General features: G+C 47.4%; 19 protein-coding genes. 13 read left to right on the top strand and 6 right to left on the bottom strand.

The features are described 5' to 3' along the window. Positions 1-9: 9 nt before the first annotated feature. The 3 genes from rhlB to A9237_RS08620 all read left to right on the top strand — a co-directional run bounded on the left by rhlB (position 10) and on the right by A9237_RS08620 (position 4,654). Positions 10-1,323 carry an ATP-dependent RNA helicase RhlB gene (rhlB, locus tag A9237_RS08630; protein WP_005440041.1) on the top strand — a complete coding sequence of 438 codons (1,314 nt, stop codon included), beginning with the start codon at positions 10-12 and terminating at the stop codon, positions 1,321-1,323. A gap of 19 nt (positions 1,324-1,342) precedes the next feature. After that, complete coding sequence (gene gppA / locus A9237_RS08625) at positions 1,343-2,836, top strand: guanosine-5'-triphosphate,3'-diphosphate diphosphatase (RefSeq protein WP_078608040.1); 1,494 nt, start codon at positions 1,343-1,345, stop codon at positions 2,834-2,836. A 174-nt stretch (positions 2,837-3,010) separates the two neighbouring features. After that, positions 3,011-4,654 (top strand): sugar nucleotide-binding protein, encoded by a 1,644-nt coding sequence (locus tag A9237_RS08620; protein ID WP_078608039.1) that lies wholly within the window; start codon positions 3,011-3,013, stop codon positions 4,652-4,654. A gap of 222 nt (positions 4,655-4,876) precedes the next feature. Here the strand turns inward: A9237_RS08620 and A9237_RS08615 are convergent, their stop codons facing one another. From A9237_RS08615 to recQ, 3 genes are all read right to left on the bottom strand, one after another. Then, on the bottom strand, positions 4,877-5,551 hold the full coding sequence (locus A9237_RS08615) for a 7-cyano-7-deazaguanine/7-aminomethyl-7-deazaguanine transporter (RefSeq protein ID WP_005378770.1): 675 nt from the start codon (positions 5,549-5,551) through the stop codon (positions 4,877-4,879). A gap of 234 nt (positions 5,552-5,785) precedes the next feature. Then, a complete protein-coding gene (locus A9237_RS08610; RefSeq protein WP_078608038.1) occupies positions 5,786-6,091 on the bottom strand; it encodes a DUF3630 family protein in 306 nt (101 codons plus the stop codon). Between the two features lie 9 nt (positions 6,092-6,100). Further along, positions 6,101-7,936 (bottom strand): ATP-dependent DNA helicase RecQ, encoded by a 1,836-nt coding sequence (gene recQ / locus A9237_RS08605; RefSeq protein WP_009701217.1) that lies wholly within the window; start codon positions 7,934-7,936, stop codon positions 6,101-6,103. A gap of 176 nt (positions 7,937-8,112) precedes the next feature. Here recQ and rarD point away from each other — a divergent pair, with 176 nt between their 5' ends. The 4 genes from rarD to ggt all read left to right on the top strand — a co-directional run bounded on the left by rarD (position 8,113) and on the right by ggt (position 12,526). Next, complete coding sequence (gene rarD / locus A9237_RS08600) at positions 8,113-9,027, top strand: EamA family transporter RarD (RefSeq protein ID WP_078608037.1); 915 nt, start codon at positions 8,113-8,115, stop codon at positions 9,025-9,027. Positions 9,028-9,099: 72 nt separating this feature from the next. Next, on the top strand, positions 9,100-9,897 hold the full coding sequence (locus A9237_RS08595; RefSeq protein WP_005451239.1) for an AraC family transcriptional regulator: 798 nt from the start codon (positions 9,100-9,102) through the stop codon (positions 9,895-9,897). Between the two features lie 91 nt (positions 9,898-9,988). Next, the gene (locus tag A9237_RS08590) at positions 9,989-10,648 is read left to right on the top strand and encodes a LysE family translocator (RefSeq protein WP_005451242.1); all 660 of its coding nucleotides are present in this window, start codon (positions 9,989-9,991) and stop codon (positions 10,646-10,648) included. 111 nt (positions 10,649-10,759) lie between these two features. Then, positions 10,760-12,526 (top strand): gamma-glutamyltransferase, encoded by a 1,767-nt coding sequence (ggt, locus tag A9237_RS08585; protein ID WP_078608036.1) that lies wholly within the window; start codon positions 10,760-10,762, stop codon positions 12,524-12,526. An 819-nt stretch (positions 12,527-13,345) separates the two neighbouring features. On the opposite strand, the gene uvrD is transcribed toward ggt, so the two are convergent. Next, positions 13,346-15,520 (bottom strand): DNA helicase II, encoded by a 2,175-nt coding sequence (uvrD, locus tag A9237_RS08575; protein ID WP_005440023.1) that lies wholly within the window; start codon positions 15,518-15,520, stop codon positions 13,346-13,348. Between the two features lie 280 nt (positions 15,521-15,800). Here uvrD and A9237_RS08570 point away from each other — a divergent pair, with 280 nt between their 5' ends. The 4 genes from A9237_RS08570 (at position 15,801) to A9237_RS08555 (ending at position 18,241) form a co-directional block, all read left to right on the top strand. Then, a complete protein-coding gene (locus A9237_RS08570; RefSeq protein WP_005451246.1) occupies positions 15,801-16,061 on the top strand; it encodes a BufA1 family periplasmic bufferin-type metallophore in 261 nt (86 codons plus the stop codon). Positions 16,062-16,147: 86 nt separating this feature from the next. Further along, positions 16,148-17,020 carry an MNIO family bufferin maturase gene (bufB, locus tag A9237_RS08565; protein ID WP_078608035.1) on the top strand — a complete coding sequence of 291 codons (873 nt, stop codon included), beginning with the start codon at positions 16,148-16,150 and terminating at the stop codon, positions 17,018-17,020. Then, positions 17,017-17,775, top strand: coding sequence for an HvfC/BufC N-terminal domain-containing protein (locus A9237_RS08560; RefSeq protein ID WP_078608034.1), 759 nt, complete (start codon positions 17,017-17,019; stop codon positions 17,773-17,775). Before bufB ends, A9237_RS08560 begins: the two co-directional genes overlap by 4 nt. Before the next feature lie 10 nt (positions 17,776-17,785). Beyond that, the gene (locus A9237_RS08555) at positions 17,786-18,241 is read left to right on the top strand and encodes a DoxX family protein (protein ID WP_078608033.1); all 456 of its coding nucleotides are present in this window, start codon (positions 17,786-17,788) and stop codon (positions 18,239-18,241) included. Between the two features lie 32 nt (positions 18,242-18,273). Here A9237_RS08555 and tsrA read toward each other — a convergent pair whose 3' ends face one another. Both tsrA and A9237_RS08545 read right to left on the bottom strand, forming a co-directional pair. Then, entirely contained in the window at positions 18,274-18,555 is a 282-nt protein-coding gene (tsrA, locus tag A9237_RS08550) for an H-NS-like global regulator TsrA (protein ID WP_005443411.1), read from the bottom strand. A gap of 91 nt (positions 18,556-18,646) precedes the next feature. Further along, complete coding sequence (locus A9237_RS08545) at positions 18,647-19,840, bottom strand: multidrug effflux MFS transporter (RefSeq protein ID WP_217349272.1); 1,194 nt, start codon at positions 19,838-19,840, stop codon at positions 18,647-18,649. Positions 19,841-19,947: 107 nt separating this feature from the next. On the opposite strand from A9237_RS08545, the gene A9237_RS08540 reads away from it, so the two are divergent. Then, positions 19,948-20,889: a LysR substrate-binding domain-containing protein gene (locus A9237_RS08540; protein ID WP_078608713.1), complete on the top strand. Its 942-nt coding sequence runs from the start codon at positions 19,948-19,950 to the stop codon at positions 20,887-20,889. A gap of 203 nt (positions 20,890-21,092) precedes the next feature. After that, positions 21,093-22,883, top strand: coding sequence for an aminopeptidase P family protein (locus A9237_RS08535; RefSeq protein WP_078608031.1), 1,791 nt, complete (start codon positions 21,093-21,095; stop codon positions 22,881-22,883). Positions 22,884-23,006: the final 123 nt, after the last annotated feature.

Raw genomic sequence — 23,006 nt, 5'->3', positions numbered from 1 at the left:
TCTATCGCTATGAAAAAGACGCATATCACAGAGCAAAAGTTCGCCGATTTGGATTTAAAGCCCCAAGTTATTGAAGGATTGGAAAAAAAAGGGTTCGAATATTGTACCCCTATCCAAGCCTTGGCGTTGCCGGTACTGCTCACCGGCCAAGACATTGCAGGCCAGGCCCAAACGGGTACTGGTAAAACCCTCGCGTTTCTTACTGCTACCTTCAACCACCTTCTAACGACACCAGAGCACGAAGGTCGCAAGCCAACTCAACCGCGCGCAATCATTATGGCGCCAACGCGTGAGCTAGCGATTCAGATCTTTAACGATGCTGAACCTTTGATTGCGAGCACTGGTCTTAAAGCAGCATTAGCTTACGGTGGCGAAAGCTACGACAAGCAACTTGCTAAACTGCAAGACGGTGTAGACATTCTTATCGGCACCACAGGCCGTATCATCGATTTCTACAAGCAACGCGTATTCAACCTAAACAACATTCAAGCAGTTGTTCTGGATGAAGCAGACCGCATGTTCGATCTTGGCTTTATTAAAGACATTCGCTTCTTGTTCCGTCGTATGCCTGAGCCAAAAGAGCGTTTGAACATGCTGTTCTCAGCAACGCTGTCTTACCGCGTACAAGAATTGGCATTCGAACACATGCACAACCCTGAGCATGTTGTGGTTGAGCCAGAGCAAAAAACGGGTCACCGCATCCAAGAAGAGCTTTTCTACCCTTCTAATGAAGACAAGATGGCACTGCTTCAAACGCTAATTGAAGAAGAATGGCCAGACCGCGCGATCGTTTTTGCTAACACTAAGCACAAGTGTGAATCAATTTGGGGTCACCTAGCAGCAGATGGTCACCGTGTTGGTCTACTGACTGGTGATGTACCACAGAAGAAGCGTGAAAAGATTCTTGAGCAATTCACTCGTGGTGAAGTTGACCTACTAGTCGCAACCGACGTTGCAGCACGTGGTCTTCATATTCCTCAAGTAACACACGTATTCAACTTCGACCTACCAGATGATTGTGAAGATTACGTTCACCGTATCGGTCGTACAGGCCGTGCTGGCGCAAGCGGTCACTCTATTAGCTTTGCTTGTGAAGACTACGCAATCAACCTGCCACCAATCGAAGAATACATTGAGCACGCAATTCCAGTTTCTGATTACGATGCTTCAGCTCTAATCCAAGACTTGCCTGCACCACTTCGTATGCGCGCACCTCGTACTCAGCAACGTCGCACCAATACAGGTGGCACTCGCTCTGGTAACCGTAAGCCGCAAGGACGTCGTCCTCGTCAGCCGCGTCAATCAGCGCCAAAACAATCATAAAAGGAAACTGAAGTCGTTTATGAGTCAAGCAGGATCATCACCGCTATACGCCGCCATCGACCTCGGGTCGAACAGTTTTCACATGCTCGTTGTGCGTCACATCGATGGCAGCGTTCAAACTATGGCTAAAATTAAGCGCAAAGTTCGTCTAGCCGCGGGCTTAGATGAACATAACTCTCTTAGTATGGAAGCTATGCAGCGAGGATGGGACTGCTTAAGTCTATTTGCAGAACGCTTGCAGGATATTCCTAAACAGAACATCCGCATTGTGGGTACCGCGACATTGCGTACCGCGACCAATGTGGATGTTTTTCTAGAGAAGGCGAACCAAATCTTAGGTCAGCCTATCGAAGTGATTACCGGCGAAGAAGAAGCCGCCACTATATATAAAGGTGTTGCTCACACCTCCGGTGGCAGCGGTCGTCGCCTTGTGGTCGATATCGGCGGTGCGAGTACCGAACTGATTATCGGTGAAGGTTTCGAAGCCAAAGCACTGACCAGTCTAAAAATGGGCTGTGTCACTTGGTTAGAGAACTTCTTCAAAGACCGCCAATTAAATGCACGTAACTTCGAAGCCGCAATTGAAGGTGCGAAGCAAACTCTGATGCCAATCTTAGAACAGTACACCGACCTAGGTTGGGATGTGTGTGTTGGCGCATCGGGTACCGTTCAAGCACTACAAGAGATAATGCTAGCGCAAGGTATGGACGAAGTGATTACTCACTCCAAACTTAAGCGTCTGCAAAAGCAGGCGATGCTTGCTGATCACTTGGAAGAGCTCGATATTGAAGGCCTTACCCTAGAACGTGCTTTGGTATTCCCAAGTGGCTTATCCATTTTAATTGCGATCTTTGAGCTACTAGAAATCGATGCTATGACACTGGCTGGCGGCGCACTACGTGAAGGCTTGGTGTACGAGATGGTTGACGAGCTTCGTCAAAACGACATCCGTGCACGCACTATTCGTAGCGTACAAAGCCGTTACCAACTTGATTGCCATTACGGTGAACAAGTCGCAAAACTTGCGGGCAAACTGCTTGAGCAAGTTGGCGGTGAAGCGTGGGTTACTGAACCTCAAGGTAAAGTGCTGCTAGAAACAACAGCGAAGCTGCATGAAATCGGTCTGACTATCGATTTCAAAAAAGGTGGTGCACACAGCGCTTATCTGCTTCAGCACTTGGATTTGCCTGGTTACACACGCGCGCAGAAGTTCTTTATCGGTGAAATTGCTCGCCGTTACCGTGAACAGCTGACCTCACTGCCGGAGCAACATGCTCTGTCAGGCACCAGTGGTAAACGCGTACTGCGTCTATTGCGCCTTGCGGTTCTACTCAGCCATCGTCGCAACCCTGATCTGGAGCCAAATGTGACTCTAACAGCAGAAGGCGACAAACTGACGCTCAACATTGATGCGCAGTGGCTAGAGGCAAACCCACTGACAGCCGCTGAGTTGGAAATTGAATCCAACCGTCAGACAGACATCGGCTGGCCGTTAAGCGTCGTAGCAATATAATCGACCACTTCTGTCATAACGTATTAAGCCCAAGCACTCGCTTGGGCTTTTTGTATCGAACTTTTACCCCAACAAAACGTGCTGCTCAGCAAAAATCTCAGCTTCTCCGCTCTACATCGAAAAACAGCCATGCTTTATTGATAAACACGATTTAGCCAACCAAGATGTACCATCATGAAAACCGTTTTAATGACTGGCTTAACTGGCACCCTCGCCCCTAAAGTTGCTCATCAGTTCCACCTCCGCGGGTGGAATGTATTGGAATGGAATCACCATCAAATCCCGCCGGATGATCTACAGCAAAGTGAGCAATTTTGGCAACAGCACCATATTGATGCGGTGTGCCATATGGCGATGGGGAGTGAAGCGTGGGCAGCGTGGCTTGGTGAGCACTGCAAACAGCGCAACATTCCTTACCTTTTTGTCAGCACAGCAATGGTATTTGATGCCACAAAAAATGGGCCTTATGGCATCTTTGAAGAAAGAAACACCCAAGATGAATACGGCAAATACAAAGTTCGTTGTGAAGATGCAATCTGGCAAGCAAACCCGGATGCGATGATTGCTCGAATCGGTTGGCAACTCCATCATCAAGCAGAAGGCAATAACATGTTGGCGCATCTCGACCGCCAACATGAAGAGAAAGGCGTTATTACCGCTAGCACGGCTTGGTATCCCGCGACTTCTCATATGGACGATACTGCACTCGCCTTTTTGCAGCTTATTGAGCGGAACGAAGCCGGCTTATATCACCTTGATAGCAACTTAAAGGATAAGTGGAATTTCTACGAACTCGTTTGTGCACTCAAGCAGCATTACAACAAGCCATGGCAAGTGCTGCCAAGCAATGACTATCACCATGACCAACGTTTAACAGATGAACGAATTGCCTTGCCGCCATTGAGTGAACGTTTCAACAAGCCAGAGCAAATCCAACAAGCTGGCATCATAGGAATCAACTGGGGACGGACACACATTCCCCACTATCGAAACAATGGTGTATCGGTCACGACGTTATGCGCCAACCAAATAGAACCTCTTCAACAAGCGTGCAGTGAAGAAGCAATCCCAAAGGCAGAAACAAGCATCAGCGCACTCAAGCAACTTGATGTCGTGACCATCGCGACACCTGCGCATACTCATGCAGAGATCATAAAGACGTTAGATTCAACCAAGCTGATTTGTGAAAAGCCATTGCTAGGATTGAATTCCGACATCACTAACTGGCAGCAACACAACTCCAACCTATTGGTTAATTACGCCTTTGCTCAGCTAGAGACCGCCAAGACGATAGAGAAATGGCTCACCTCGCAAACCCAACCTTGTGTGGTCAATCTAATCATCCAAGTTAACCTACCGGGCACCTTCACACTTAAAGAGTGGTTTCTTGAAACAGCCAGTCACCCTATTTCTTGGTTGCTGCACTGCTTCGGAGACTATTCTCAGTCAACACTGATTGAGGAAAACGGCCAACTGATCGTTGAGCTGCAATGTGGCGACCACCAGCTAAGATTTGTATTTGAATTAACAGGTGAGCCGGGCATCGAGCACATTTTAACGATTCAATCCAACCAGACCTTAACCAGTAAAGGCTACTACCGTGTCGGCGAAAAGTGGCGTTTCGAGCCCATTCTCGTTAATGGCAACGCGATAAATGATGGAGAGTACAGCGAGTCTGATTGCTGGCAGGACGCCAATCAACGCAGTGTCGGTTTGATGCTGGCGATGTTCAATCAAAGCATCAGTTGGGAGAACGGCCTGCAACTTGGCGCCTTCGATGCGCAAAAAGCCATTTTGATTGAGAAGATGCTCCGTTAGCCATTTCACCAACGAGCTTCCTCTACGTTCCGTAACTTCGATAAAAAGGTCTCACTCGGGACCTTTTTTATTGCTCATTTTTACCTTCGTACAGCTTAGGGAGCTTTTGGACACCCATGATCTAATTGCTCCCCACGCTGTACAAAACCCTCTAAATCCCAGTAAGCAGGTACAAAAAAGCCGCTTGATTTAAGCAAGCGGCTTTCGGGGTTCCCACTGATATTAAGACTGAACGCTTGTCGTCACCTTAAAGTCAGGGTTCACCGCAGTCAGCTTCTTAATTAGGTAATTCAGTAATACGCCGTACATAGGAACGAACAAACCAAGACTGATAATCAGTTTGAAGCCGTAATCCACCAGCGCGATTTCCGTCCAATGCTCCGCCATGAATGGATCTGGACTTTGGTAGAACGCAATGGCGAAGAAAGCGATGGTATCAAGTGCATTACCGAAAAGCGTTGAACACGTTGGTGCCACCCACCATTGCTTCATTTGACGTAAGCGGTTGAACACGTGCACATCCATGATCTGACCAAGTAGGTACGCCATGAAGCTAGCAATCGCGATACGAGCAACGAATAAGTTAAATTCCCCTAGGTGACCAAAACCTTGGAATTGACCTTCGAAGAACACCACCGATAAGAAGTAAGACACTGCCAAAGCAGGCAACATCACTAAGAAGATAATCTTACGCGCCAACTGAGCGCCGAAAATACGCACGGTTAAGTCAGTCGCTAAGAAGATAAATGGGAAAGTGAATGCACCCCAAGTGGTATGGAAACCGAAAATAGTAAACGGTAGCTGAACTAGGTAATTGCTAGATGCAATAATGACTAGGTGGAATAGAACCAGATAGATAAGGGCGTTGCGCTGCTGCGCAGGGGTAAAGTTACTCATGCGATACCTTTTTAGTTTGGTTTGGGGGTGAGGGAACCCAAATCGAGTCACTGAATAAAGTGGCTCTTACCAATAATGTAAAATGAAAAATAAACTGGCTTGGCTCATTCTGAGCGAAGCGGTGGGCGATTATACATTAACCACTTTTTGCCGCAAGTCGTCTGTTTTACGCAAACGTTTGAGCATAAAAAAGGGTGTTTCATGTGAAACACCCTTTCAAGAAAAATTCAATTTTTAGAAACCGCGCAGGAACAATCCTGCGAGATAATCCAGCTCTTCCCTGCTCTCTTCAATCGCTAAAGCTTCAAACCAAATCGCTTCGCTGTAATGCTCTGCTTTCATAAACAGTCGGCAACCTTCAAAGTCAATCAACCAAGAGTGAATGTCCGCATCCCACTGTTTTTCCACCACAGTAGCAGAAAGCAGCCCTATTAAACGCTCACCTAAAGCAGGAAAACTATCAAGGTCAAAGCTCGGCGCGGTAATGATTAAGCGCCCTTCTTGTGCCATGTAATCCGCTAAGCCAAATTCCTTTTGCATCTTGGTTCCTTATCCGTGGTGAGTAATGTGTTCTTGAATCAAATCGAGGAATGGGTCGGCGTACTTCTCTAGTTTGCGCTGACCAACGCCGCTAACTGCCAGCATTTCGCCGTAAGACGTTGGCAGAATTTCCGCCATATCAATCAGAGTCGCGTCACTGAAGACCACGTATGGTGGCAAACCATCTTCATCAGCAATCGACTTACGCAGCTTACGTAACTTAGCAAACAGTTTTTTGTCGTAGTTCTTGCTAGTCAGTTTGTCCGACTTCGCCGCACGTGCTGCAGTGTCTAAACGCGGAACCGCTAACTCCAGAGTCACATCGCCACGTAGCAGCGGACGCGCTTCTTCGGTAAGTTGCAGCGTTGAGTTACGCGTGATGTTTTGGAACAGCAGCCCTTTGTGGATTAACTGACGGAAGATACTCACCCAATAGTCGTGACTGTGGTCGCGACCTATCGCGTAGGTAGAAATCTTATCGTGCCCGTTCTCACGTACACGAATATTTTGCATGCCACGTAGTACTTCCACTACGTAGCCCATACCAAAGCTCTGATTAACACGATACACACAAGACAATGCCTTACGCGCTTCTTCCGTGGCATCAAAGTGTTTCGGTGGATCTAAGCAAATATCGCAGTTGCCACATGGCTTCTCACGATACTCACCAAAGTAATTCAATAGCACCTGACGGCGACAAGTCTGCGCCTCAGCAAAGGCACTCATCGCATTCAGTTTGTGGGTTTCCACCTGCTTCTGTGGACCATCGTCTTTCTCATCCAACATACGGCGCAGCCAACTGATGTCCGCTGGGTCATACAACATCATGGCTTCCGCAGGTAAACCATCACGCCCTGCACGACCCGTTTCCTGATAGTAGGACTCGATATTGCGCGGGATATCAAAGTGGACCACAAAGCGCACGTTTGGTTTGTTGATGCCCATACCGAATGCCACGGTCGCCACTACGATTTGGATGTCATCACGTTGGAAAGCTTCTTGAACGTAAGCGCGCTCATCAGCATCCATACCTGCGTGATAACCAGCAGCACGAATGTGGTTGTTACACAGCTTCTCGGTCACCATCTCAACTTTCTTACGGCTACCACAATAGATGATGCCGCAATTCCCTTTTTGGGTTTCAAGATAACGAACGATTTGCGAAACCGGCTTGTGCTTCTCAACTAAGTTATAGCGAATGTTGGGACGGTCGAAGCTGCCTAAGTAAACCTCTGGATTATTCAGTTGCAGACGCTCAAGAATATCTCGGCGCGTTGCATCATCCGCCGTTGCCGTCAGCGCCATAAATGGCACATGGGAAAACTGCTGCTTGAGTTGACCAAGCGCGGCGTATTCTGGACGGAAGTCGTGTCCCCACTGGGAAATGCAGTGCGCTTCATCGACGGCAATCATCGATAGCGGCAAGTTTTCCAAACGCTCAATGAAGTCACGCATCAATACGCGTTCTGGCGAGACGTACACCAACTTAAGATTCCCAGTGTGCATGCGGTTATACACGCTGAGTAGCTCTTCACGAGGCATGGTCGAGTTGATGCACTCAGCCGCTACACCGTTGGCTTTAAGCTGGTCCACTTGGTCCTTCATCAGCGAGATAAGCGGAGAAATGACCAAAGTAATGCCAGAGCGAACCAAAGCAGGAATTTGATAGCACAGCGACTTACCGCCACCAGTAGGCAGGATAACTAAGCTGTCGCGACCTTCTACTGCAGCGTCAATCACCAACTGCTGACCATCACGGAACTCTTGGTAACCAAACACATCCTCCAACACACGTTGAGGCGTTACAGGCGAGTCTGATTGTTCGGCTAACAAGGTAGAGGTCATGAAAAATCTCAGATTGGGTCTTAAAAAGAGGTGCTTATGCATGCTACTAGCACGCAAAGTGAGGGCACATTGTAATGGGGTTTCATGGTGAATAAAACCGCAAATTGTTAGGTGATTCAGCTCACGACTCGTATACTGATTTTCTGCTCTATAAAAACTCAATTAGGTGACATCCCATGACACCAGAAGAACAACAACGCTCACGGCAAGGCGTCTTGCTTGCTATTGGCGCGTACACCATGTGGGGCATCGCACCCATTTACTTCAAATCGATTGCTGAAGTCTCGCCACTAGAGATCTTAAGCCACCGAGTGATTTGGTCTTTCTTTTTGCTAGCCGCACTCCTCCATTTTGGTCGCCATTGGCGCTCGGTTCGCGACATCATTAAAAACAAAACCAAGATGATGTTTCTGGTTTCTACTGCCATTTTGGTGGGTGCAAACTGGTTGATCTTCATTTGGGCGGTGAACTCGAATCACATGCTCGATGCCAGCTTAGGTTATTACATTAACCCACTGATCAACGTCTTACTCGGGATGGTCTTCCTTGGTGAGCGTCTACGTAAGCTTCAGTGGTTCGCGGTTGTCCTTGCTGCTTGTGGCGTATTAGTTCAGCTGATCGTCTTTGGCTCGGTGCCTGTGGTCGCGATAGCGCTGGCAATGAGCTTCGGCTTTTATGGTTTGCTGCGTAAGAAAGTCAGTGTGGAAGCACAAACCGGACTATTCATTGAAACCTTGGTGATGTTACCTGCCACAGCAATTTACTTGCTGTTTATTGCGAGTTCACCGACGTCCAACATGCTAGATAACCCAATGAAGCTGAATACCTTGTTGATTGCTGCAGGCGTGATCACTACCCTACCGCTATTGTGTTTTACTGGCGCTGCAACCCGTCTAAAGCTATCAACGTTGGGCTTCTTCCAATACATTGGTCCAAGTCTGATGTTCTTGCTTGCAGTGCTGATCTACGGCGAACCGTTCACTAGCGATAAAGCCATCACCTTCGCCTTTATTTGGGGTGCCTTGTTGGTATTTAGCTTTGATGGTCTGCGTAATAACCGCAAGTCACGCAAAGCGGCTCGTGCTGCCTGATCGTTTTTTACAAGACATTTAAGAAATTGATGGATAAGCTTGGTCATAATGTGACCAAGCTTTTTTTATTTAATGGAACATATTCAGTACTACGCAACCGACCATGACAACTTGAGTCTGATAGAGGCGAAATACCAGAAATTTGCTTTTCAAAGGCATTACCACCTGGATTTTCATCTCGGTCTGATCACGCATGGTGCGCAGAAGTTCCAATACCAAGGTAACAGCCACCAAGTTGGTCACGGGCAAATTGTGATAATGCCGCCAGATGAGCTGCACGACGGGCAATCTAAGCTCGAAAGTGGCTATGAAGTGAATGTATTTGCGATCGAACCTCACCTATTGAGCGATCTGGCTGATCTTAAGCAAAACGGTCAAATAATACACTTCAACGAGCTGATCATCTCGGATCCACAGATATTTTCACAACTTAGTAACTTACATGGGCTACTTCGTCGTGAAAACCTCAGCCAACTCACCAAAGATTGCCTTCCTTTTGAAGGATTTAACCAGCTTTTTGATCGCTACGGATCGCTTGAGCGACAAAAAGTAGTACCACTTGGGAATCAATCGCTTGGGACGTTAAAAGATTATCTAATGGCAAACCTCGACCAAGCGGTGCGTTTGGATTCACTTTCAGAGCTGTGCCAACTGAGCCCCACTCAGTTCCAGCGCCACTTTAAAGCGCAAACTGGCATGACGCCTTACGCATGGTTCGCACGCCTACGACTCGAACAAGGCATGAAGTTACTGCAAGCTGGTCAATGTGGTACCGACGTCGCCCATCAAATCGGTTTCTACGATCAAGCGCATTTCAGCAAAGCGTTTAAGCAAACCTACGGCGTTTCCCCTTCTCAAGTGACTCGTTAATTTCATTTACCGAGAAAGCTGTCAGTTTTTTACAAGCGCCACAGGTGACTTGCCACGACAATAGCCGTATTGGTTATATTTGAGATGTGTTATGAATGAATCCACCATATTGCTGACGCTCGCCAGCATTCACTTTATTGCCCTAATGAGTCCCGGTCCCGACTTTGCGCTGGTTGTACAAAACGCGACGCGTCATGGTCGTCAAACTGGCTTGTACATTGCGTTGGGATTGTCTGTCGGTATTTTGCTGCACTCTTTGTTCAGCCTGACAGGCGTAAGTTATATCGTCCACCAGCACCCAGTGTTGTATTCGGTGGTGCAACTGCTCGGTGGTAGTTACCTGCTCTATTTAGGTATTGGCGCATTACGTGCCGTGATCTCGATGATCAAAAACCCACAGGCGGATCAACCTAAGAAGCAAAACAACCTAGTGATCAGCAATAAGCGTCAGGCATTTGCGAAAGGATTTGCGACCAACATTCTTAACCCAAAAGCCTTGGTGTTCTTTATCAGTTTGATGTCGAGCTTAGTCCCTGCAGGTATGTCGATCACTGGCAAAGGTATTGCTTTGATCATCTTGTTTGGCTTGTCGCTATTCTGGTTCTCTAGCCTTGCATGGATGCTGTCGACACAGCGCTTACAACGTAAATTGCAACAAGCAGGCATCTACATCGACGGTCTGTGTGGGGTGGTCTTTACTCTCGTGGGCGGCAGTATTTTGTACCAAACCATCAGCACTTTTATCGGATAAAGTACTGATTTAAAAGCGTAGCACAATCGACATTTCTAAGATTGCTGACTCGACGTGACTCTTCATGACTGCCAAGCTGAAAGCACAAAACTGGCAACATGGAGAGTCATCATGCATTGGACGTTCAACCGACTCGTGACCACGGGTCTTTTTCTTACTTCCCCACTCGTCTTATCTACCTCAGCCTTTGCTAACCAAGCAGCAGATGCGGTTGCACCGGAGCACAGTACTGGCTTCGAGCAAAAGCAATTGGTCAAAGCCAAAGATTATATGGTCACAGCAGCCAACCCACTTGCCACCCAAGCTGGGGCGGATGTTCTTGCACAAGGGGGCAATGCTATTGATGCCATGGTTGCCGTACAGCTGATGCTAGGCTTGGTAGAGCCGCAATCATCAGGTATTGGTGGCGGTGCCTTCTTAGTGTATTGGGACAGTGAGAAACAAAAACTGACCACGTATGATGGACGCGAAACCGCACCGCTCGCCGCGACGCCGAAACTCTTCCTAGATGACAAAGGACAACCACTGCAGTTTTACGATGCGGTTGTCGGTGGGCTTTCCGTTGCCACTCCCGGCACAGTGAAACTACTGTGGGACACGCACCAGAAATACGGCAAGTTGGAATGGAAGAAGATCATCCAACCTGTGATTACCTTGGCTGAGCAAGGTTTCGAGGTCAGTCCTCGTCTCGCGAGCCTGATTGAGAAAGATGCCAAGCGCCTATCACGCTTCCCTGCGACTAAGGCTTACTTCTTTAATCCAGACGGCTCACCAAAAGCCGAAGGCACGTTGTTGAAGAACCCTGAATACGCGCAAACTCTGACGGCAATTGCAGAGCAAGGGGCAAAAGCTTTCTATCAAGGCGATATCGCCACAGACATTATCAAGACCGTACAAAATGCACCGGGCAATCCTGGCGTATTGGCACAACCTGACTTTGATGCGTTCCAAATCAAGCAACGTGAACCGGTTTGTGCGGCTTACCAAAGCTATGACATCTGCGGTATGGGACCACCAAGCTCTGGCGCATTGACGGTTGGACAGATTCTCGCGATCACCGAGCAATACGATCTTAAAGGTTGGGGAGCCGAAAGCGCGAAATCATGGCAAGTGATCGCTGATGCATCGCGCCTTGCGTTCGCGGATCGCGGTAAATACATGGCTGACCAAGATTATGTGCCAATGCCAACCGAAGGCTTGCTTGATAAAGATTATCTCAAACAACGTGCTGAGCTCATTCAAGTCGGTAAAGCCTTGAGTAAGGTTGAAGCCGGCAACCCTCCTTGGTGGCACGCGATGAACTTAAGCATGGATCAATCGATCGAGCTGCCTTCCACCAGCCATTTCAATATCGTCGATAAGCAAGGCAATGTGGTTTCAATGACAACGACCATTGAGAACGCCTTTGGCTCACGCTTGATGGTGCGTGGCTTCTTGCTCAATAACGAACTGACTGATTTCTCTTTCCGCACTCATCAAGATGGAGTGCCAATCGCGAACCGCTTAGAACCGGGTAAACGCCCACGCTCATCCATGGCACCAACCATTATGATGAAGGATGACAAACCTTACATGGCAATTGGCTCACCGGGTGGCAGCCGCATCATTGGTTACGTCGCACAAGCCATTATCGCCCACACGCAATGGGATATGGACATCCAAAGCGCGATTAATCAGCCACGATTACTGAACCGTTTTGGTACCTTAGATATTGAGCAAGGTACCGCTGCAGAAGGCTTACAGCCTGAGTTGGAAAAGATGGGTTTTAAAACTGATGTTCGTGATTTGAACTCTGGACTGCATGCGATACGTATAACAAAAGACGGTCTTGAGGGCGCAGCCGATCCAAGGCGTGAAGGTGCCGCTATCGGGCAGTAAGAGTCTTTCGCTCGACCCCTTGTGCGAGATCTCTCACAAAGGGTTGAGCAAACCTCTCTTTTTTAATGGTAAAACCGTACAACAAAGAGCATAAGTCATTGAATTTAATATTTATGTGTCTTTTTTGAACGCTAAGAGAGTGAAAAAATGTGAGATTAGCCCGTTGTTGGAAATCGTTAAACACGTAATATTAAACCTGTCGGAAGGATGCTGACACGGAACAGGAAACACCACGGACTTGGTGAACTTCAGGAAGAAGAAACGGTTATTCAGGATGAATAGTCGGGCATGGATTGCAAAATTGGACATTGAACGGAATCAATAGTGACTAGGATGGTTGCTACTAAGGACGGGAAATGGACACCTCTGGACGAGGCAAGGATTTGAACATCAGGATGATGTCAGGGACACCGCTCAGGGAACAAGTGATGAGAGCTAACGAGGATGGTTAGCAGACCAGGATAAGGTCATTAAGGACACCGCTAGGAAGGCGACGTAAGGATTAAGCTGACGGATTCAGCACACTATCATGGATTAGATGCATGGAGCACTCTTAGTAGCCGGATTGCTGCGAGTAAGACTATAACCCCGATGGGCGCAAGCCCTCGGGGTTTTTCTTTGCCTAAAATTTTTCTCAGCAGCTCTACTGAAAACAGACATTCACCAACAACACCAGACTTTCCCTTCAAACAGCATCGTTAAATCGCGCTCTCGCATTCCATTTATCATTCCATTTTTTACTGCATTAGCGACACAAAAACAGCACAAACAAAAAGAGCCGCCGAAGCAGATCTTAAGTTGATTAGTTTTGGTGAAGCCTTACAGTTTCTCTAGTCGAGCGTAAGCAGTCACCAACCATTTGATGCCCTCACCATTAAAGGCAATCTGTACGCGGCTCTGTGGACCACTGCCTTCGAAGTTGATGATGGTGCCTTCACCAAACTTAGGATGCATCACACGAGAACCTAGCGTAAAGCCAGTTTCATTGAAGCTCTCTTTCACTGCCGTTTGGCTAAATCGACCGCTGCTTGCAGGACGGCTAACTTGCGCCTTCATGCGTACTTCATCTAGACAAGTTTCTGGCAGTTCACGGATAAAGCGAGACGGTTTATGGTACTTATCCTGACCGTACAAACGGCGCATTTCAGCATAAGTGATGTACAGTTTCTGCATCGCACGGGTCATGCCTACGTAACACAGACGACGTTCTTCTTCTAAACGCCCTGCTTCTTCTGCCGACATTTGGCTTGGGAACATGCCTTCTTCCACACCAACCATAAACACCAACGGGAACTCTAGACCTTTCGCACTGTGCAATGTCATGAGCTGAACCGCATCTTCAAACTCGTCCGCTTGTCCTTCGCCCGCTTCTAGTGCCGCGTGGGTTAGGAATGCCGTCAGCAGTGACATGTCTTCAGCTTCTTCTGGTTTCTCGAATTGGCGAGTTGCAGTCACCAATTCCTCCAAGTTCTCAATACGTGCCTTAGACTTTTCGCCCTTCTCTTGCTCGTACATCGCGAACAAGCCAGAGTATTTGATGACATGGTCAGTTTGGTGATGCAGCGGCATCTCGATGGTGTCGTCTTCTAGTGCCGTAACAAGCTCGATAAAACGGCTCAGAGCACCAGCAGCACGACCTGCAAGCACCTTCTCATCCAACATAGCCACACTCGCTTCCCACATGGTGCAACCACGGTCACGAGCCGCAAAACGGATGGTTTCAAGCGTCTTATCACCCAAACCACGCGTTGGCGTATTCACTACACGTTCAAATGCCGCATCATCATTACGGTTTGCAATCAGACGCATGTAGCTCAAGGCATCTTTGATTTCCTGACGTTCGAAGAATCGCATGCCGCCGTAGATACGGTAAGGCAGACCTGCTTGGATTAGTGCTTCTTCAAGAACACGCGACTGGGCGTTATTTCGGTAAAGCATTGCAGCGTCATTCAGAGCACCGCCCTTGTCTTGCCACTCTTTGATTTTGTTTACCGCAAAACGGGCTTCGTCTAGTTCGTTGTAAGCGCTATAAATCGAGATAGGCTCACCGACAACGCCATCAGTCCAAAGCTCTTTACCCATACGCTCGGTGTTATTCGCGATCAGAGCGTTGGACGCTTCCAGAATGGTCTTGGTTGAACGGTAGTTTTGTTCAAGACGAATGGTATTCACGCTTGGGAATTCCAGCGTAAATTTCTCAATGTTTTCGACTTTTGCACCACGCCAGCCGTAAATCGACTGATCGTCATCACCTACGATCATCACGTGACACTCAGGACCCGCCATCATACGTAGCCAAGCATATTGAATGTTGTTGGTATCTTGGAATTCGTCCACCAAGATATGCTTAAAGCGTGCTTGGTAGTGTTCACGGACGAACTTGTTATCACGCAGTAGCTCATGTGCGCGCAGCAAGATTTCCGCAAAATCGACTAAACCAGCACGATCACACGCCTCTTGATAAGCGGTGTAAAGCTGCAGATATGTCTTGGTCACTGGATCGTGGTACGCATCAATGTGCGACGGACGCAGACCTTCGTCTTTCTTGCCGTTAATCCACCATGCCACTTGGCGTGCTGGCCACTGCTTCTCATCGAGGTTTTGCGCTTTGATCAAACGCTTTAGTAGACGCTGTTGGTCGTCACTATCGATGATTTGGAAATCTTCCGGTAGCTTGGCATCAAGATAGTGCGCACGCAGAATACGGTGACAAATGCCGTGGAAAGTACCATTCCACATACCGCCTGCACTGCCCATCATTAGCTCTTCGATACGTCCACGCATCTCTGCCGCCGCCTTATTGGTAAAGGTTACCGACATGATTGAGAACGGAGATGATTGCTCGACCGACATCAACCAAGCGATACGGTGAACAAGAACGCGTGTCTTACCACTCCCTGCACCAGCAAGGACGAGCAAGTTTTCTAGAGGTGCTGCAACGGCTTCACGTTGTTTGTCGTTCAAACCGTCGAGTAATAGAGATGGATCCATCATGATGAGAGCTACTGGTTATTTATACATAAAAATAGATTATAACCTAAACAACCTCTTCAGATTAGACAAAAATTCATAAAAAATTCGTCGTTTTTTTACTCTACACATCAATAAGTTATATAAATTCCATTCTTTAAAACCATTTGTTTCGAAAATTTTTCTGAAAGTTTTTTAGCCAGTTTCCTATCTTTTAAGTTAAGCAAGTTGATAACAAAAACGCCAAAACAGGCGATTCATCTTGCCAACTTAAAGTAAAGGAAATCATTCAGAGGAATTTATTATGAAAAAGTCGAATCTAGCTGTTACTGCTGCTGTTACTGGTCTTCTAGCTCTTGGTGGCACAATGCTAACTGCAGCTCCAGCTGTCGCTGCTGATAAAGAGAAGTGCTACGGCGTTTCTAAAGCAGGTAAAAACGACTGTGCAACGAAAAGCAGCTCATGTGCTGGTACTTCTAAAGAAGATAACCAAAAAGACGCATTCGTAGTCGTACCAAAAGGTCTATGTGACAAACTCGTTGGCGGTAGCACTTCTTCTTCATAATTTTTTATCGCTAGCTACTGCAAGGATGCGTTGACGCTCAACCAGCGCATCCTTCTCTTCCCGCCCGCTTTGAAAAGGAGTTTCACGTGAAACACCACACCTTCCACGACCTTGTTGGAGTTGGATTAAGAACCCCTCACCTCGATTACTTTAGCCAAAATAAACCCAAGTTATCTTGGTTAGAAATCCACAGTGAAAACTATTTTCAACCCAACGCTGCAGAGCGCAATCAATTACAGGCATTACGCGAGCAGTATCAAATTAGCTGTCACGGCATTGGTCTGTCATTAGGTTCGGTGGAACGTGTGAATCAAAAGCACCTTGCTCAACTTAAAGCGCTGATTGACTCAATCGACCCGATTCTTGTTTCTGACCATTTGAGTTGGAGTGAAAACGGCGGTCACTACTTTAATGACCTGCTTCCACTTCCGTATACGGAAGAAGCGCTCAAAGTGTTCACTCGTAACGTGAATGAAGTGCAGGATTATTTGCAACGCGAGATCTTGATAGAGAACCCATCTAGTTATGTGAAGTTTCAACATTCGACCATCAGCGAATGGGAGTTCCTTACCGAAGTGCAAAAGCGCACTGACTGTCGTTTATTGCTCGATTTAAACAATGTTTATGTTTCGGCATTCAACCACGGTTTTGATTGCGACACATACCTAGATGCAATTCCAGCCGACAAAGTGGATGAGGTTCACTTGGCAGGTTTTACCATCAAACAACTCGACAAAGGTGAGATATGGATTGATACCCATAGCCGCCCAGTTAGTGACGAAGTTTGGCAACTGTTCGCGCAGTGGACCAAAAAACACGGTCCGCGCCATGCGCTGATTGAATGGGACTTGGATATCCCTGCGCCAGAAGTCTTGCTCGGAGAAGCGCAGAAAGCATCGCAACTGCTATTGCAAGGCACACTCCCAAGTGAACAAAGCGAACCAAGGAAGGCATCATGAATCTAGCCACCTTACAAAACCAGTTTGCTAAAGCCCTACACTATCAAGCACTCGGTGAAGATTGCGATATTGCCAGTGATGAGTTTACCGCTGATGAACGCATGCAGATTTACCGCAATAACTTTATCGTTAGCTTGAGCGAGGTGTTATCCGCGACCTATCCGATGGTTGAAGCGCTGCTTGGTGAAGAGTGCTTTGAACAGATGGCTCGCCAGCATGTTCTCACTTATCCATTAGAAGAAGGAAATGTGGTGCATTATGGCGACGGCTTTCAAGACACCATCATGCAGTTTAGTCAGGTGATCGCACAAGCACCTTACAGCCCTGAAGTCGCGCGCTTCGAGTGGCATATCGACCTCGCTCGTCAAGCACAGTATGAACAACCCAATGCGGCAGAATTAAAACCGCTTGCGTTACTTGGCGAAGTGAGTGAGGAGGAGCAACCCGCTTTGGTTTTGCACCTTAAACAAGGCTGCCGAAGCTTTGACTCCAGCTACGCAGTATTTGATTTGTTCAGCGCGATTCAAACTGGCCAATTCGAACAACTTAATATCAACCAATTACAGCAAGGTGTCATCTCGATTCAAGCCAATGGAGAAGCCTTGTGTCACGCACTCGATGCCGATGTGTTCCAACTGCTGCAATGTTTAGAGCAGAAACAGAGTTTGAGCGAAATACCTGAAGTTTTACTCGCTCATCTCAATAGCATCATGGCACTCGATCTCGTTGACGGCTTTACATTGAAATCAATCTAAGGAGCACTCTATGACGGATACGGTTAAAAACTTAGTGAATCGGTACGACGATTTAATCAGTACCCTACAAGCTGGCTTTGTCCCTTTACTACTTCTCTTTTGTCGCTTGTGGGTTGCATGGGTGTTCTTCAATTCAGGGCTAATCAAACTCTCGTCTTGGGATAGCACACTGTATTTATTTGAGCTGGAATACCAAGTGCCAATACTGCCATGGGAATTGGCGGCTTACTTAGGTACGGCTGCAGAATTGGTTCTACCGGTGTTCTTAGCACTAGGATTAATTACCCGTCCGATGGCTGCGATTCTGTTTGTGTTCAACATCATCGCTGTAGTTTCTTACCCGCTGCTGTGGGAGAAAGGTTTCTATGATCACCAACTCTGGGGATTGATGATTCTTGTAGTGATTGTGTGGGGACCGGGACCATTGTCCCTCGACCACATACTGAAGAAGAAACTCACTCACTAAAAAAATCCCCGCATGATGCGGGGATTTTTTTATTATTTGTTCAAGTAAGCCAGTAGCTCTTCAGCTGAGATACCTTGCTTCGCGAGGTCTTTTGCCATCTGCTCTACTTGCTCGCCTTTACGCGATTCGATCACTTGCTGAAATTGATACACAAGATCACGTAATACTGGCACTGGAACTTGTTTTGCCGCGCTACGAATGCGCTCAGAGCTTTGGTTACCTAATTCGTTAAGCAACTTACCAAACATCACCTTTTCTGGTGACTCTTCCATTTGCTCTAGGATACGAGCCATTTCATACGTGGTTAACGACATTACTTTATGAGTTCCGTTATGGTGTCGAGAAAAGTTTGAACGACAAATATACACGCGTTAGGTACATTGGAAAATACTAAATTACCGAGTTTTACGCATTCGCCAATTTCGCATGCCAGTTCTTACCTGCTTTGCTAAACAGAATCACCAAAGCTGGAAGCAATACCCACATATGAATCGCAATCAGGGTTTGTGGATCCAGTGATAAACGCTGTAGCGTACCAACCAACAAGCCAGAGCCGCTCATTTGGAACAAACCAAGTAGTGCAGCCGCAGTACCCGCTTTATCACCAAACGGTTCTAACGCTTTACCAGCTGCTGCGCCAAGAATCCAAGCGAAGCCAACCGATGAGATAAAGATTGGCAACATGAAAGACAGTGCTGTGTTGTGCTCTTTCATCACCATCATGATCACACCAGAAATCGCCAGTAAGCTGATACCAACAACCAGTGAATTGTGTGTGCCCCAACGATCCATGAACTTAGGCGCAAGCATACAAGCTGCAATGTTGAACGCTGCATTCAGACCAAACCAGAAGGTGAATTCATTCATCGACAAGCCCATGCCTGTCATTAGAACGCCAGGAGCTGAAGTCACGTAAGCAAGAATGACGGCCATCGCCATCAAACACAGTGAAGCGTGGAAGATGAATGATGGAGTGCTCAAGACTGCCCAGTAACGGCTCAGCTTAAATACCGCCTGCTTTTCTGTTGTAGGGTTGGTTTCCTTCATTCCAAGGAACATCATCGCACCTGCAATCACAGCGAAACCGGCCATAAAGCTGAAGTTTGCACGCCAATCAAATTGTTGGGTTAGCCAGCTCCCAAGAATCGGTGCCAATGCCGGGATAAAGCAGATCGCACCGTTAAGGTAGCTGATCATTTTGCCGCTTTTTTCCGGACCAAAGATATCGCGAACTGTTGCAAAGGCTGCTACAGATGTTGCACATGCACCTAAGCCTTGTAGCAAGCGAGCCGCCAACATCCACTCAATATTTTGAGCACTCCACGCCAATAAAGCGCTCAATGCGTAGATGGTGATGCCTCCCAATGCAACAGTTCGACGTCCGAGTTTATCTGCCAAGGGACCAGCGAATAGCTGACCAACACCCATAGCAAATAGGAACCAAGTGATGGTGTCTTGTGCCAATGCATTTTCTACCTGAAAAGTGGACGCGATAAGAGGCAAAGCAGGTAGATAGATATCAATCGCAAGCGGACTGAACAGAACTAACATGGTCAACAGCGCCATCTGTTTTTTGCTATTTGTAATATGGCTAGACACAAAACACTCCAAATTGAACAAGAACTTTTGAGCAAAGCTTAATCATCTGATGATATGAATGGAAATGATGTATACTCATGACCATTATTCCAATGGGGAAAATCACTGTGAACGTAGAGAAACTGGCACGCATCGACCTCAATTTGCTGGTCTGTTTTAAAGTGCTGATTGAAGAGTTGAATGTCACCCGAGCCGCCCACCGACTGTGCTTGAGTCAGTCTGCAGTGAGCAAATCCTTAGCGAAATTACGTACCCAGTTTGAGGATCCCCTATTCACTCGAAACTCACACGGATTAACGCCAACACCGCGCGCATTGTTCCTTAAACCGAAACTGGATCTGTTGATAAACCAACTTGAGGTACTGACTCAACCCGAAGAGTTCTCGCCACAGAGCAGTGAGTACCGTTTTCAAATTGCAGCGGTAGAGAGTGTCTACCCGCTCATTCTGCCCCACTTCTTGCCAGCAATATTCCAACAAGCACCAGGCGTGACCATCAGCACCCACTCTTGGTCGGAACAAACGTTCAAGATGATTCAGCGCGGTGAAATCGATTTAGGCATGACAGGTCGAGATATCGACATCAACGACGCCAAGCTGACTATGCTGCCGCCAGATGACATTTGTGAGCAGGAAATCTATCGTGACCACCAAATGTGTATCGTACGTAAAGACCATCCTGCTTTGCGAGGTAATTGGAACTTAGAAGCTTATCTAGCCCTTCGCCATGTTCAGGTACGTTGTGATGGCAACGACCGTTGGTTGCTCGACTATCGTTTAGCCGACATTGGTCGAGAACGTGATATCGCAGTCACCGTACCGGACTTTAACAGCGCCGCCAGTTTGTGTTCTTACACTGATTTTGTGTTTACCGCGCCAAGCCACTTTGTGAAGCTGGCAGCCAAGCAACACGACATGGCATTGCTGCCGCTGCCACTCGAATTCCCGCCAATGGCTTACACTTTGTTCTGGCACCGAGACAGAGAAAATGACCCAGCTTTAACTTGGCTACGTACCATGATCACGCAAAAAACCGATCATCTTAGATAAAAATCCCGGACGCGATTTGCGCTCTTACGGTAAAATGAGTAGCTTAACAGTCGATAGTCCTTTTTGGCTCATCTATGGCCTGTTGTACTCCGACTCTATTGAAGTGATTGCGAACCTCAATGGAATCGTAAACTGCATGAAGCAGATGGAAACAGCTCCCACACCTGAGCATGAAGGAGCGGTAATTTGAAGGAATAACACAGATGCACAACGATACCCAAAGCCGCGTGAATGCAATTCGCGAATGGCTAGCACAACATAATATTGATGCCCTACTTGTCCCTCATGAAGACGAGTACTTGGGCGAATACGTACCAGCGCACAACGAGCGTTTACATTGGCTAACTGGTTTTACCGGTTCTGCTGGTGCTGCGGTAATCACCAAAGACAAAGCCGCTATCTTTGTTGATGGTCGCTATACGGTACAAGTAACTAAGCAGGTTCCTGCTGATCTATTCGAATACCGTCACCTAATTGAAGAGCCTGCACTAGATTGGATTAAAGACCATCTTGCAAATGGCGCGTCTGTGGCAATCGACCCTCGCATGCATAACTCTGCTTGGTTAGACATGGCACAAGCAAAACTTGCAGGTGCACTTGAGCTTAAGATTCTCGACAGCAACCCAATTGATGAGCTGTGGCACGACCGCCCTGCACCTGTGGTTTCTGATGTTCGCCTAATGGCAACAGAAGCAGTAGGACAATCAAGTAAAAGCAAACGCCAAGAAATCGCAGAGCTCGTGAAAAAAGCCGGCGCAGACAGCGCAGTGATCACAGCACTTGACTCTATCTGTTGGTTGCTCAACGTTCGTGGTCTTGATGTATCACGCCTACCAGTTCTGCTTTCTCACGCGATTCTGCATTCAGACTCAAGCGTGGAATACTTCCTAGATCCAGCGCGCCTACCTGCTGAGTTTGACGTTCACGTTGGTTCTGGCGTAACAGTTCATCACCCAGAAGCATTACAAGCACGACTAGAAACTCTAACTGGCAAGAATGTACTGGTTGATCCTGCGACAAGTAACGCGTGGTTTAAGCTGGTTCTACAAAATGCTGGTGCATCAGTGGTAAGTAAAGCTGACCCATGCCTAATGCCAAAAGCAGCGAAGAATGCAGTTGAAATCGCAGGCATGAAAGCATGCCATATCCGTGATGGCGTGGCGATGAGTAAGTTCCTATCTTGGTTAGATGCAGAAGTCGTTGCAGGTAATCTGCATGATGAAGCAACGCTGGCAGACAAACTGGAAGCGTTCCGTAGCGAAGACCCAACGCTTATGGACCTTAGCTTCGATACTATTTCAGCTGCGGGCGGAAACGCAGCAATGTGTCACTACAACCACGAGAACCAACCTGAACCTGGCAAGCTAGAACTGAACACGCTTTACCTAGTGGATTCAGGCGGTCAGTACCTAGATGGCACGACAGACATCACGCGTACAATTGCGATTGGTCAGCCTTCACAAGAGATGATTAAACAATTCACTCTCGCGCTAAAAGGTCACATCGGTGTTGCACGTGCACGTTTCCCGAAAGGCACACGTGGTTACCAAATCGATACGCTAGCTCGTCAGCACCTATGGGCGGAAGGCTACGATTACGATCATGGTACTGGTCACGGTGTTGGTCACTTCCTAAGTGTTCATGAAGGTCCGGCGAGCATTTCTAAGAAGCAAATCGATGTGCCTCTAACAGAAGGTATGGTGCTATCCAACGAGCCAGGCTACTACCGTGCAGATGCATTTGGTATCCGTATTGAAAACCTAGAGCTTGTTGTTGAAACACCAACTAACGGTGACTTCCCTGTTCTGTCATTTGAGTCGCTAACACGCTGCCCAATCGACAAGCGCAACATCAACGTTGATATGCTAACTCGTCCAGAACTTGCTTGGCTGAATAATTACCATCAGAAAGTATGGGATGAGATCAGCCCGCTGGTTGAAGGTGATGTGAAAGAGTGGCTTCGTCAAGCAACGCTACCAGTAGCACACAGCTAGAAGCTAGAAGCTAGAAGCTAGAAGCTAGAAGCTAGAAAAAGTAGAGGGTTGATGTTTTACATCAACCCTCTTTTTTTGCTTATGTTTCACGTGAAACATAACGATGACCAGTGGCTTTCTTTG

The sequence above is a fragment of the Vibrio owensii genome (assembly GCF_002021755.1).
Lineage (GTDB): Bacteria > Pseudomonadota > Gammaproteobacteria > Enterobacterales > Vibrionaceae > Vibrio > Vibrio owensii.
This window is presented reverse-complemented; position numbering and strand designations above follow the sequence as displayed.